This window comes from Variovorax sp. 05N34, assembly GCF_056397405.1.
On record NZ_JBFTNI010000004.1, the window covers coordinates 148,872 to 162,418 of the forward strand.

Here is a 13,547-nt window from a genome sequence, read left to right on the forward strand (position 1 = left end):
TTCTAGGAATGTTTAGCTCAATCGATGGGCTGCAGCGCCCGCAGTTTCAGAGCGCAGTCCGGGCAAAAGGTTGCCGGGTTCGCAAACAGCGCAGTAAAGATGGGTCAATCCTTGAGGAGGCCGCTGGCGCGCAGGGCTGCCTCCACGACCGGCCGGCCGGCTTCGGCAAGCTCGGTCAGGGGCAGGCGCAACGCGCCGCCGCACAGGCCCAGCCGTGCCATGGCCCACTTGACCGGAATGGGGTTGGGTTCAACAAAGAGATGGCGATGCAGCGGCATCAGCTCGAACTGGATCTGCATCGCGCGCTTCACGTCGCCGGCGATTGCCGCCACGCAAAGCTCGTGCATCTTGCGTGGCGCCACGTTGGCGGTGACGCTGATGTTGCCTTGACCGCCGCATAGCATCAGTGCGACGGCGGTGGGGTCGTCCCCCGAATACACCGCGAAATTCTTGGGCACTTCGCGGATCAGCCATTGGGCGCGCTCGATGTTGCCCGTCGCTTCCTTGATGCCGATGATGCCGGGCACTTGCGCGAGGCGCAGCACGGTGTCGTGCGCCATATCGGCGACGGTGCGGCCTGGCACGTTGTAGAGCACGATCGGGAGGTCGCCCACAGCTTCGGCGATGGCCTTGAAGTGCTGGAACTGGCCTTCCTGTGTCGGCTTGTTGTAGTAGGGGACGACCTGGAGCTGGCAATCGGCGCCGACGCCCTTGGCGAACCTGGCGAGCTCGATGGCTTCCTTGGTGGAATTGGCACCGCAGCCGGCCATGACCGGCACGCGGCCCCGGGCCTGTTCGACCGAGACGCGGATGATTTCGCAGTGCTCTTCGACGTCGACGGTGGGGGACTCGCCGGTGGTTCCGACCACGCCGAGACAATCCGTTCCTTCGTCGATGTGCCAGTCGATCAGTCGGCGCAGTGCGGGATAGTCGACGCTGCCGTCGTCAAGCATCGGCGTGACCAGTGCGACGATGCTGCCTGTCAGTTGCTCCAAGGGGATCTCTTTGTCGGTTGGACGAAAAGAGAGCATTCTACTGATCCGCCGCGGCGCCCGGCTCAGGGCCTGCCCATGGTGAGCAGGGCCCGGGGCCTAGGGGTCCTGGAGCGGATGCCGCGATGGCGCGCCCGGCGCCGTCGGCTCCGGACGGACGGCCGCGATGCGCTGGACGAAGCGGTCGGGCGCGGCAAGGAAGCCGTTTTCGTACGCGATCACCTGCAGGTCGGCACAAGCGTCCAGCAGCTCACCGGGCTTCAGCAGGAAGTCGGGCCGGGACGGTTTGCCGACCGTTTCGTTGCCTTGCGCAAAGGTTTCATAAAGCAAAACCCCGCCCGGCGCGACGGCTGCCACGATGTCTGGCAGCCGCGGACGCCAAAGATAGCGGGTGACGACGACTCCGCCGAACACCTGTCCGGCGAAAGGCCACGGGCCTTCCTCGATGTCTGCCTGAAGCACCCGGCCGTAGGGCGCCGCCGCGGCGACCGCTTCCGGCGACCGGTCCACACCCGTGACCGAATGGCCGCGCCCGGCGAGCCAGCGCATATGGCGGCCCGAACCGCAGGCGACGTCCAGCACCGTGGCACCCGGCGCCAGCAAGGACGACCAGCGCACGATCCAGGGCAATGGGGCTAGCGAGTCGTGATTCGGGCGCATCAGAAGCAAGCCCAGAGCTGGTCGATCAGGGTCACGAGGAACGCGGGGCGCGTATAGAGGGCGAACACGCCCGCCAGCGCGGCCATTGCTGCCGCGAGCCAGCCGGCGTGGATCAGGCGTTCGCGGTTCGGGCTTCGCATGGCGCTCTCAGGCCGGTTGCGCCGCCGGGCGCACGATGGCGCCTTCCTTCACCGGCAGGTTGATCAGCGCCGCGAACACGCCGAGCGCGATGGCCATGTACCAGACGACGTCGTAGCTGCCGGTGCGATCGTAGAGATAGCCGCCAAGCCACACCCCCAGGAACGAACCCACCTGGTGGCTGAAAAAGACGACGCCGCCCAGCATGGAGAGATGCGCCACGCCAAAGATCTGCGCCACGATGCCGCTCGTCAGCGGCACGGTCGACAGCCACAGGAACCCCATCACGCTCGCAAAGACATACACCGTCAGGGGCGAGATCGGAACGACCACGAACAAGGCGATCGCCAGCGCGCGGGCGATGTAGATCGCTGCGAGCAGCTTGCGCTTTGCCAGCCGCGCGCCGAGCGCTCCGGCGGTGTACGTGCCGAAGACGTTGAAGAGGCCGACCAGCGCGAGCGCGTAGCTCGCGACTTCGGGCGGCAGGCCCTTGTCGCGCAGGTAGCTCGGCATGTGCACGCCAATGAACGCCAGCTGGAAGCCGCAAACCAGATAGCCGGCGGTCAGCAGCATGAAGCTCCGATATTTGAGGGCTTCCCGGATGGCTTCGCCAATGGTCTGGCTGCGGCGCACGGAACTCGCCGCCACGCGCGGCTCGCGAAGGCCGAAGGCCAGTGGCACGATGATCAGCACCATCATTGCGAGCACCACCAGTGCGGTCTGCCAGCCGAGATGGGCAATCAGCAGCCCTTCGACCGGCACCATGAGGAACTGCCCGAACGAGCCCGCGGCCGCGGCCACGCCCATGGCCCAGGAGCGCCGCTCGGGCGCGATTTGCCGGCCGATCACGCCGTAGATGACTGCGTAGGTCGTGCCGGCCTGCGCGGCACCGATCAGCACACCGGCCGTCAGCGCGAAGAGGAAGGTCGAAGTCGAAAAGGCCATGCCGACCAGGCCCAGCGCGTAGAGCACGGCGCCGGCCAGCAGGACGCGGAAGGCCCCCAGCTTGTCGGCCAGCATCCCGGCGAACACGCCGATCACGCCCCAGGAAAGATTCTGGATGGCGATGGCCAGCGAGAAGGCCTGCCGCGACCATCCGTTTTCCTGCGTGATCGGCTGCAGCCAAAGCCCGAACCCATGCCGGATGCCCATGGACATCGTGACGATCATGGCGCCGCAGATGAGAACCTGCTTGACGCTGAGGGGCTGGGTGGGGGAGGAAGTCATTCCGGGCAATGTACCGAAAAGGCGCGTCGCGCGTGTGCGGCGAACGCGATGCGATTGTTGATATTTGCTCATCGGACTGATGCGCCGCCGCGCTGTCGGGCGCGAGCCCTAGAATCCCGCGCCATGGCAAGCAAGGAACCAGGCAGTTACGGCGAGGCGTCTATACGCGTCCTCAAGGGGCTCGAGCCCGTCAAGCAGCGGCCGGGTATGTACACCCGCACCGACAATCCGCTGCACATCATTCAGGAAGTACTGGACAACGCCGCCGATGAGGCGCTCGCGGGGTACGGCAAGAAAATCAAGGTCACGCTGCACGCCGACGGCTCGACCAGCGTCGAAGACGACGGTCGTGGCATTCCGTTCGGGTTGCATCCGGAAGAAAAGGCGCCCGTGGTCGAGCTGGTGTTCACGCGCCTGCACGCCGGCGGCAAGTTCGACAAGGGCTCCGGCGGCGCCTACAGCTTCTCCGGCGGGCTGCACGGGGTGGGCGTGTCTGTGACCAACGCGCTTTCGAAGCGGCTGGAAGTGACGTCGTACCGCGAAGGATCGGTTGCCCAGATCGCCTTTGCAGCCGGCGATGTCGTCGACAAACTGAAAGTGCGGCCGCAGGAAGTCGCGGCCGCCTCCAACGGCGACGGCCCGCGTGATCGCAAGCAAGGCACCACGGTGCGGGCGTGGCCCGACGCGAAGTACTTCGAATCGCCGGCGCTCCCGATCAACGAGCTCACGCATCTCCTGCGAAGCAAAGCAGTGTTGATGCCTGGCGTGACCGTCACGCTGGTGGTCGAAAAGACCAAGGAAACGCAGACGTGGCTCTACAAAGGAGGTCTGCGCGACTACCTGATGCAGACGCTCAACGGCGACCCTGTCATTCCCCTTTTCGAAGGTGCGGGACATGCGGACAAGAACGCCGACAACTTTGCCGAAGGCGAAGGCGCGGACTGGTGCGTTGCCTTCACCGAAGACGGCCAGCCCGTGCGCGAGAGTTACGTCAACCTGATCCCGACCAGCGCCGGCGGCACGCACGAGAGCGGCCTGCGCGATGGTCTCTTCAATGCGGTCAAAAGCTTCATCGAACTGCATTCGCTGCTGCCCAAGGGCGTGAAGCTGCTGCCCGAGGATGTCTTTGCGCGCGCTTCGTACGTGCTCTCGGCCAAGGTGCTCGATCCGCAGTTCCAGGGCCAGATCAAGGAACGGCTCAATTCGCGCGATGCGGTGCGGCTGGTGTCCAGCTTTGTCCGGCCGGCGCTGGAGTTGTGGCTCAACCAGCATGTCGACTACGGCAGAAAGCTCGCTGAACTGGCGATCAAGGCCGCGCAGACGCGCCAGAGGGCCGGCCAGAAGGTCGAGAAACGCAAGGGTTCCGGCGTGGCCGTGCTGCCGGGCAAGCTGACCGATTGCGAAAGCAAGGACATCGCGCACAACGAAGTCTTTCTCGTTGAAGGGGATTCGGCCGGCGGCAGCGCCAAGATGGGCCGCGACAAGGAAAGCCAGGCGATCCTGCCGCTGCGGGGGAAGGTGCTCAACACCTGGGAGGTCGAGCGCGACCGGCTGTTTGCCAACACCGAAATCCACGACATCTCGGTGGCGGTCGGCGTCGATCCGCATGGGCCGGACGACACACCCGACATGACCGGCCTGCGCTACGGGAAGATCTGCATCCTGAGCGATGCGGACGTCGACGGTTCGCACATCCAGGTGCTGTTGCTGACGCTGTTCTTCAGGCACTTTCCGAAGCTCATCGAAACGGGGCACGTGTATGTGGCCAAGCCGCCGCTCTTTCGCGTCGACGCGCCGGCGCGCGGCAAGAAGCCGGCATCCAAGGTATATGCGCTGGACGAAGGTGAATTGACCGCGATTCTCGACAAGCTGCGCAAGGACGGCGTGCGCGAAGGCGCATGGAGCATCAGCCGCTTCAAGGGCCTCGGCGAAATGAGCGCCGAGCAGTTGTGGGAAACGACGCTCAATCCCGATACCCGCAGGCTGCTGCAAGTCCGCCTCGGGCGTTTCGACGTGCTGGGCACGCAGGGCGAGATCACCAAGCTCATGGGTAAGGGCGAAGCTGCCGCGCGCCGGGAACTGATGGAACTGCGCGCGGACGATGTCGAGATCGATGTGTGACCCCCTCGAACAATTTGTGACGTTGCGGACGGTCTGGCGGGGTCGCTCGACCTCATAGTGGCGGATGGTCGTTCCCATGCGGATGTCTTTGCTGTCGATGTTGCTGGCCTGCGGGCTGGCGGTGCTGGCGCCACCGGCGCTGGCGGCTGACATCTACGGCTACGTCGACGACAAGGGCGTGGGGCATTTCGCATCCGAGAAGCTCGACGGTCGCTACCAGCTGTTCTTTCGTGGTGGACAGAGTTTCGATACCGCCAATGGCATTGGCGTGTGGGGTCGCGCCGGCAAGCGCCCGATCGATGGCAAGGTCCCCCGCGCATCCCAGGCGTTGCTGGCGATGTTCGAATCGTCCCCCGGCTACAAGACGGCGCAGGGCGCGATGCGCGATGCGGCGCGCCAGCTTTCGATCGACTACGAACTGCTCCAGGCGCTCATTGCCACCGAGTCAGGCTTCGACGCGCAGGCCGTGTCGCCCAAGGGTGCGCTCGGTTTGATGCAAGTGATGCCGGCGACTGCCGAGCGCTACGGTGTCGCGGCCGACAAGCGATCGTCGATCGAGAAGAAGCTCTTCGATCCGCGCATCAATATCGCCACCGGCTCGCGCTACCTGCGCGACCTGCTCGGCATGTTCCCCGGACAGCTCGAGCTGGCGCTGGCCGCCTACAACGCGGGCGAGGGCGCCGTCCAGCGTGCGGGCAACAGGGTGCCCAACTATCCCGAGACGCAGAACTACGTGACCACCGTGTTGCAGCTTTACGCCTATCTCAAGCCATCGGCTGCCGTCGGCCGCGGCAAAGCGCCGTCGCGCATTCGCATGGAAATGGGTGTGCCGGCGGGTGGAGCGCTCGGCCGTGGCAATATGCCGCCCGACGCACGTGACAGGCCGGTGATGCCGGCCTTGCCCGAGCCGGCGGGTTCTCCGTTGCAATGAGTTCGCAAGTTTCCACGTCGGGGTGAGCGCGCCGAGGCCGCTCACCCTGCTATCAATTTTTTTCCTGTTTTTTCTGTTTTTCCTGATCTCTCCATGGACTCCCAACCGACGCTCGATTTTCAGAGCCCCGAAGACGACAGCGCGCTGACGCTGGCCGACTATGCGCAGACCGCGTACCTCGAATACGCGCTGAGCGTCGTCAAAGGCCGTGCATTGCCCGACGTCAGCGACGGACAGAAGCCCGTGCAGCGGCGCATTCTTTATTCGATGTCCCGCATGGGCCTGGGCTTCGGGGGCACCAACGGCACCGTGGGCGCCAAGCCTGTCAAGAGTGCTCGCGTGGTCGGTGACGTGCTCGGCCGGTTCCATCCGCACAGCGACCAGGCCGCCTACGACGCGCTGGTACGCATGGCGCAGGATTTCTCGCAGCGCTATCCGCTGGTCGACGGGCAAGGCAATTTCGGCAGCCGCGACGGCGATGGCGCCGCGGCCATGCGCTACACGGAAGCCCGTCTTGCGCGCATCACCAGTTTGCTGCTCGACGAGATCGATGAAGGCACGGTCGACTTCATCCCCAACTACGACGGCTCGACCGAGGAACCGCGCCTGCTGCCGGCACGGCTGCCCTTTGCGCTGCTGAATGGCGCGAGCGGCATTGCCGTTGGCTTGGCCACTGAAATCCCGAGCCACAACCTGCGCGAGATTGCCGACGCCTGCGTGGCGCTGATCAAGTCCAACGGCAAGCTCGGCGATGAAGAACTGCTGGGCTTCGTGCCGGGGCCGGACTATCCGGGCGGCGCGCAGATCATCAGCAGTGCGGCGGACATCGCCGAGGCCTATCGCACCGGCCGGGGCTCGCTCAAGGTGCGCGCGCGCTGGAAGATCGAAGACCTCGCGCGCGGCCAGTGGCAACTCGTGGTCAACGAACTCCCGCCCGGCGTCAGCACGCAGAAGGTACTCGAAGAGATCGAGGAAATCACCAATCCGAAGGTGCGTGCCGGCAAGAAGGCCTTGAGCGCCGAGCAGACGCAGTTGAAGGCTGCCGTGCTGGCCGTGCTCGATGTCGTGCGCGATGAGTCGAGCAAGGACGCGCCCGTCCGCCTGGTGTTCGAGCCCAAGACCTCGCGCATCAGCCAGGAGGAATTCATCGGCACGCTGCTGTCGCAGACTTCGCTGGAAAGCTCGTCGCCCATCAACCTCACCATGGTGGGCATCGACGGCAAGCCGACGCAGAAGTCGCTGCGCCAGATGCTCAACGAGTGGATCGCCTTCCGCGAAATCACTGTCGAGAAGCGCTCGCGCCATCGGCTCAACAAGGTGCTGGACCGCATCCACATCCTCGAAGGGCGGCAGCTGGTGCTGCTCAACATCGACGAGGTGATCGCCATCATCCGAGCGGCCGAGGACCCGAAGGCTGCATTGATCGCGCGCTTCAACCTGAGCGATCGGCAGGCCGAAGACATCCTTGAAATCCGCCTGCGCCAACTCGCACGGCTCGAGGCCATCAAGATCGAGCAGGAGCTCAAAGGGCTGCGCGAAGACCAGAAGAAGCTCGAAGAAATCCTCGGGAGCCCGGCCGCGCTGCGCCGACTGCTGGTGAAGGAGATCGAAGCCGACGCAAAGAACTTCGAAGACCCACGGCGCACGTTGATCCAGGCAGAGAAGCGCGCAGTCGCCGAGGTGCGCGTGATCGACGAGCCGGTCACCGTGATCGTCTCGCAGAAGGGCTGGGTCCGCACGCAGAAGGGTTGGGCGAGCGAACGTGCGGCCGGCGCCGCCGCACCCGAATACAGCTTCAAGTCGGGTGACGCGCTGTATGGCGCCTTCGAATGCCGCACGGTCGACACGCTGCTCGTCTTCGGCACGGCCAAGGACAAGAGCGTGCGCGTCTACAGCGTGCCGGTGGCCTCGCTGCCGGGGGGACGCGGCGACGGCCAACCGGTCACCACGCTGATCGATCTGGAAAGCGGCACGCACGTGGCGCACTACTTCGCGGGGCCGCTCGGCGCCAATCTGCTGCTGTCGAGCACGGGAGGCTTCGGCTTCATTGCCGCCGTGGAGAACATGATTTCGCGCCAGCGCGGCGGCAAGGCCTTCATCGACGTGGGCGAGGGCGAGCAGTTGTGCAGACCTTCGCTGGTGGGCGGCGCGGGTGGCGCCGAGCCGATGCCTGCGGCGACGCACGTCGCCTGCGCGTCGACGGGCGGACGCATCCTCACCTTCGAAATCGCCGAACTCAAGGCACTGCCGAAGGGCGGCCGCGGTCTCACGCTGATCGACCTGGAAGCCAAGGACACGCTCGCGGGCGCGGCGGCCTACACGCGCAGCGTGAAGATCGAAGGCGTCGGTCGCGGCGCGAAGGAACGTGAAGAGACGCTGGAGATCCGCACGCTGAACAACGCGCGCGGCACGCGTGCTCGCAAGGGCAAGGCAGCGGATCTGGGCTTCAAGCCCACGAGCATCGCGCGCGTGCTGTAACCCCAGTCACGAAAGAAAAAGATGGAAGCCGGCGTCATCGGACTTTTCATAGCGGTCGTGAGCGGCTTCGGGAGCTTCATGTTCGGCCGCTGGCTTTCGCGCAAGCGGCGCGAGAAAAAGGCGGCACAGGCGCGCGCGGCTGAACACGCATCGCAGAGCCGGCAGGTGCGGCGCGCCCGCGAGCGCCAGCGCCGCTGAAGGTGATGAAGGACCGCTAACGCAAGCCCTGCCACCAGCGGACGTTGGTCCGCGGCTGGCCGATCGTGAGCACTTCGCCGAGTGTCGGCGTCGCCAGGACGATGTGCTTGCCTTCTGCCGTGGCCGCGATGCGGTCAAGCGGGTCGTGCCAAGTGTGGAACGCGAGATCGAAGGTGCTGTTGTGCACCGGCAAGAGCACCTTGCCGTTCAGGTCTTCAAAAGCCTGCGCGCCCTGTTCGGGTGTCATGTGAATCGAGGGCCAGTAGGCATCGTAGGCACCGTTCTCAATCATCACCAGATCGAAGCCGCCAAAGCGCTCGCCAATCTGCGCGAAGTGCTTCGAGTAGCCGGAGTCGCCGCTGTAGTAAATGCGCTGATTGCCGCTCTGGACCACCCATGAAGCCCAGAGCGTCTTGTCGCGGTCATTGATGGTTCGCCCCGAGAAGTGCTGCGAGGGCGTGGCCGTCACTTGCACGCCGCCTTGGCTGCGGGTCTGCCACCAGTCCAGTTCGGTGATGCGATCCGGGGGGACACCGAATTCGACAAGGCGTGCCTTCACGCCAAGCGGAACGAAATAGCGCTGCACGCGCAGCGCGAGGTACTCGATGGTTCCGGCGTCGAGATGGTCATAGTGGTCGTGCGAGATGATCACCCCTTCGATGGGGGGAAGTTGCTCCAGTGTGATGGGCGGCTTCTCGAAACGGTGCGGCCCGATCCACTGGAAGGGCGAAGCGCGTTCGCTGAACATCGGATCCGTCAGCCAGTATTTGCCATGCAGCTTGAGAAGGTTCGACGAATGCCCGATGCGCATCACATGATTGGCTTTGGGGTCCAGTGCTTCGAGCTGTTCGATGGTGACGGGTCGAACCGGAATGGGATCGACCGGCACTGCACCAGTCTTGGTTTCGAAGAGAAAGCGCGACCAGATCTTCCATTGGCTTTGGGTAGGTAGCGCGTCCGGGTTGGGCGGATTTCGAAAGCCACAGCCGTCGAACTGCGGCGACGCTGCGTAAGGGCTTTCGCAGGCGCCGTGCGTTGCGCAACTGGCGAGCAGCCCGCAGAAGGCCATCAGCAGGCTCGCAAACGCGCGGCGAGGCCATTCTTGCGGCAAGAGGAGTGGTTGCATTGGGTGCGGAGCTTAACCAACCTGGCGAGCACCACCCTGCGCTCCGGCATAGGCCGTTAGAGCCATTGATGCACGGCGTCAACCATGAAATATTGCAATCCACACGACGAGGAGCGGCATGGACGAGACCATCCAGAAGCTGGTTGCCGAGCGTCGCCGCGCACTCTATGGCGACGATGACGGACGACGGCCCTGGGGTTTGGCGCTCTCCGGCGGAGGCATTCGCAGCGCCACTTTTTGCCTTGGGCTTCTCAAGGCGCTGGCCAGCCATCGGCAACTGCTGAAGTTCGACCTGATCTCGACGGTGTCGGGCGGGGGCTACATCGGCGGGACGCTGGGGCGCTTGTGTACCAATGCCAATAGTCCCGACGAAGTGCGCGAGATCGAGCGCGCGCTCGGCGATGTCGATCGCTCCAGATTCGGATGGTGGCTGCGCGCCAATGGCCGCTACCTGATCCCTGGCGGCCTGCGCGACTCGCTCTTTGCGGGCGCGCTCTATCTTCGCAATCTGCTGGGCACGCACATCGAACTCGCGATCGCGGCGAGCCTGATCGGCATGGTGCTGGCTGCGACCAACCTGCTGCTGTGGGACGCGGTGTTCCGCGCGGTCGATCTCAACAGCGTGCCGCCCGACGTGGTGAGTAGCGTGGCCCAACTCGATTCGTTCCAGTACCTGCGATTGCTGGTGGAGTGGGCCACGCTATGGCCGACGCTGTGGTTCACGCTCGTGGGGCCTTTCCTTGCGTCTGTCGTGCTGGCATGCGCGTATTGGTCGGTGCGCGACAAGCCGTCTGCTTCTTCGATGCTTCTGCAGATCGCGATGTGGCTCGCACTCGGCGCGGGCGCGTGCTGGATCGGCGGGCCGCTGGTGGAGCGCTTCAGCGGACCCTTGTGGATTGCGCCCGCTTTCGTGGGCTTTGCGCTGTGCTGGGTGATTGCATTGCTCTGGGTGCTGTACTACAGCCGAAAAAAGAACGCTGCGGCCTTGCGCAATGAACTCACGGACCGCTTGGCGTCGGTGATCAACACGGCATTGCTGATCGTGATGCTGGGCCTTCTCGACCGCACGGCCTGGTGGTTGGCCGCCGAAGACCAGCAGCAGCGCGTCTCATACGGTGCGGCGTTGTTCGTGGTTGCCGCGGCGCTGCGGGGGGTGCTGCCAATGCTGCTGTCGCACCGGCAGGAAATCCCCGGGGTCGGCAAGACGCTCGTGTTGACGCTGGCAAGCCTGCTGGGGCTTGTCCTGGCCTTCTGCCTTGCGGCTTGGTGGGTGTCGGTGGTTTACGTGGCGGTGCTGCTCCCCGTGTTTACGCCCGCGGGACTTCAGTTCACGCGAGGCTGGGCCTGGCTCGGAACAATCGCGGTGATCATCGGCAGCTACGCGCTCGTGACAGGGCGCAACTTTGCCTTTCTCAACGTGTCGTCGTTGCACATGTTCTACAAGGCACGCATCGTCCGGGGCTATCTGGGCGCCGCCAATGCGAAGCGTCTCGGCGCCAGTCCGACCGATCAGGTGTCGGGGCTGGAGCCACCGGAAGTGCCGGTGGGCGAGGTCGATCCGCATGACGATATCTCGCAGCACGCATATGCACCGCAGACCCACGGCGGGCCCGTGCATCTCGCGAACGTCTGCATCAACCAGACGCACGACACCAAGGACCGGCTCTTCAACCGCGACCGCAAGAGCCAGCCGCTGACCATCGGTCCGCAGGGTTGGATGCAGGCCGGTGGCGCGAAGTGGATGCAGGCGCATGGCGATGGCGCGCTCACGCTCGGCGCGTGGATGGCGATCTCAGGCGCGGCCTTTGCACCGGCGATGGGCCGCCTGACCAAGCGCGGGCTTGCCGCGTTGTCGGTGTTCGCGGGCCTCCGGCTCGGCTACTGGTGGAACAGCGCCGAAGCCGGCATCGCACAGCGTGGGGCGGTCGTGCATGCGAGTCCGCTGCTGATGAAGACGCGGTTCCTGCTCCTGGAGTGCTTTGGCGCATTTCCAGGCAGCAGTTCGACCAACTGGTACCTGAGCGACGGCGGCCACTTCGAGAACACCGGCGCCTATACGTTGCTACGCCAGGAAGCCGCGTTGATCGTGATCGCGGATTGCGGCGCCGATCCCGAATATCGCTTCTGCGACCTCGAGGTCCTCATCCGGCGTGCGCGCATCGACCTCAATGCAGACATCACTTTCATGAAGCCGCGTCCCGGCGCGGAATGGACGCACCTGGAAGCCTTTGGCTCGCTCAATGATCTGTCGTCGCCGAGCAGCCAGGCCTGCCTCGCATTGGCTCAAGTGCGCTATGCGAGCGGGGCGACGGGGCAGATCGTGCTGGTCAAGCCCAACGTGTCGGCTTCGCTGCCGGTGGATCTGGTGAACTTCAAGGCGGCCAATCCGCTGTTTCCTCAACAGCCGACGACGGACCAGTTCTTCGACGAGGCGCAATGGGAGAGCTACTTCCGCCTGGGCGCGGAGATCGGCTACAGGCTCGAAGACGAGATGCTTGYGCACGTGGCCATGGGCGCGCCTGGCTTGTTCGTGCCCGACGACGGTCAGCCGAACGCCGCGGCGCATCCGGCCAAGGGCGACGACAAGGACAGCACTGCGGCGGCCGCTGTCGGATCGATGAGCCGCCTGCAGGCGCGAGTGCTCAGGGCGGGCGCCGTGACCGCCTCGATCGGCATCGGCACGGCTGCAACCTTCGGCGTAGCGGCCTGGCAAGGGATCGACAGCTGGCGCGTACAGCGCGCGGACCAGGAGAAGGCCGAGAACGCAGCCTTCAAGGACCTCACCGAGCGTTGGGCGCATCTGCATTCGGGCAACGCCACGGGCGACGCGCCTGCGTTGCTGGCGGCCGAATTGCTTCGCACGGGCGATCTGCTGTGCAGGGAAGGCAGCGACAACTTCATGGCCAAGTTCCGGTTGTCCGTGCGGATGGTGGACGACGCGAAGCAAGCCTGCTTCAACGAGGCGTTGCCGCAGCGCTCGCCCGCATGCGCTCGATTGCTCGATCCGGGCAATGGCATCGACTGCCTCCAGCCGGCGCAAGCGCCTCCGTGCGCACCGCTGTACTGGGCACGCGACTACAGCGGCCAGACGGGTTCGAAGCAGAACTGCAGCGGAATCCTGCCCGAGCCGTGGCCGATCGCGGCATGGGTGCGCGATGTGGTGACGGAATTGCGCGACAAAGTACAGGTGGCCGCGGCCCCGCCATCCCCGCCACCCCCGCAGCCTGCGCCTTCGGCCACGCCGCCGCTGGATTCGGCGAACGGCGTCCCATCGTACGGCTCGTCGTCGCCCGCCACGCCTGAGCCAGCACCTCCGGACGTCTGTGCCGGCGCGGTGATCTACATCCAGACCTACGGCACTGCACTGCGTGACAAGGCGCGCACGTGGCGAGGTCCCTGGCGCGCGTTGGGCGCTTCTGTACCGCCGATCGAAGATGTGCTGAGCACTTCGCGGCGTGCGGGCCGCTCGCCGCCGGTGGGGCATCCCGACCCGACGGTGGTCATTCGCGAGGAGTCGTCACGGGCTTGTGCGCAGGCACTGATCCGGACCGCGGCGTCGCCCACGGGCCAACCCTGGGTCATCAAGCTGCTGCCGAGGGCGATCACGGCCGATCCCGGTTCGATCGAAGTGTGGCTGCCCCGGATCAAGGATCCGGCAGCGAGTTGAAGTCGAACA

At 65.3% G+C, this 13,547-nt stretch carries 10 protein-coding genes; 5 read left to right on the plus strand and 5 right to left on the minus strand.

All coding sequences use genetic code 11. The features are described from left to right. Positions 1-104 precede the first annotated feature (104 nt). Genes dapA through AC1DMA_RS12695 form a run of 4 tightly spaced genes read right to left on the minus strand, consistent with a single transcriptional unit; the run spans position 105 to position 3,017 of the window. Positions 105-1,031, minus strand: coding sequence for a 4-hydroxy-tetrahydrodipicolinate synthase (gene dapA / locus AC1DMA_RS12680; RefSeq protein WP_478123819.1), 927 nt, complete (start codon positions 1,029-1,031; stop codon positions 105-107). Between the two features lie 60 nt (positions 1,032-1,091). Beyond that, entirely contained in the window at positions 1,092-1,652 is a 561-nt protein-coding gene (locus AC1DMA_RS12685; RefSeq protein ID WP_478144400.1) for a class I SAM-dependent methyltransferase, read from the minus strand. Beyond that, positions 1,652-1,792 (minus strand): hypothetical protein, encoded by a 141-nt coding sequence (locus AC1DMA_RS12690; protein WP_478123817.1) that lies wholly within the window; start codon positions 1,790-1,792, stop codon positions 1,652-1,654. Before AC1DMA_RS12690 ends, AC1DMA_RS12685 begins: the two co-directional genes overlap by 1 nt. A 7-nt stretch (positions 1,793-1,799) precedes the next feature. Then, complete coding sequence (locus AC1DMA_RS12695; protein WP_478144401.1) at positions 1,800-3,017, minus strand: MFS transporter; 1,218 nt, start codon at positions 3,015-3,017, stop codon at positions 1,800-1,802. A gap of 123 nt (positions 3,018-3,140) precedes the next feature. Between AC1DMA_RS12695 and AC1DMA_RS12700 the strand changes: the two genes are divergently transcribed. The 4 genes from AC1DMA_RS12700 (at position 3,141) to AC1DMA_RS12715 (ending at position 8,745) form a co-directional block, all read left to right on the plus strand. Then, on the plus strand, positions 3,141-5,138 hold the full coding sequence (locus AC1DMA_RS12700) for a DNA topoisomerase IV subunit B (protein WP_478144402.1): 1,998 nt from the start codon (positions 3,141-3,143) through the stop codon (positions 5,136-5,138). 76 nt (positions 5,139-5,214) lie between these two features. Beyond that, positions 5,215-6,069, plus strand: coding sequence for a lytic transglycosylase domain-containing protein (locus tag AC1DMA_RS12705; RefSeq protein WP_478123814.1), 855 nt, complete (start codon positions 5,215-5,217; stop codon positions 6,067-6,069). Positions 6,070-6,162: 93 nt separating this feature from the next. After that, complete coding sequence (gene parC, locus AC1DMA_RS12710; protein WP_478144403.1) at positions 6,163-8,547, plus strand: DNA topoisomerase IV subunit A; 2,385 nt, start codon at positions 6,163-6,165, stop codon at positions 8,545-8,547. A gap of 21 nt (positions 8,548-8,568) precedes the next feature. Continuing rightward, positions 8,569-8,745 (plus strand): hypothetical protein, encoded by a 177-nt coding sequence (locus AC1DMA_RS12715; protein ID WP_478123812.1) that lies wholly within the window; start codon positions 8,569-8,571, stop codon positions 8,743-8,745. A gap of 16 nt (positions 8,746-8,761) precedes the next feature. Here AC1DMA_RS12715 and AC1DMA_RS12720 read toward each other — a convergent pair whose 3' ends face one another. Next, positions 8,762-9,871, minus strand: coding sequence for an MBL fold metallo-hydrolase (locus AC1DMA_RS12720; protein ID WP_478144404.1), 1,110 nt, complete (start codon positions 9,869-9,871; stop codon positions 8,762-8,764). 118 nt (positions 9,872-9,989) lie between these two features. Here AC1DMA_RS12720 and AC1DMA_RS12725 point away from each other — a divergent pair, with 118 nt between their 5' ends. Next, positions 9,990-13,538: a patatin-like phospholipase family protein gene (locus tag AC1DMA_RS12725; protein ID WP_478144405.1), complete on the plus strand. Its 3,549-nt coding sequence runs from the start codon at positions 9,990-9,992 to the stop codon at positions 13,536-13,538. Positions 13,539-13,547 lie beyond the last annotated feature (9 nt).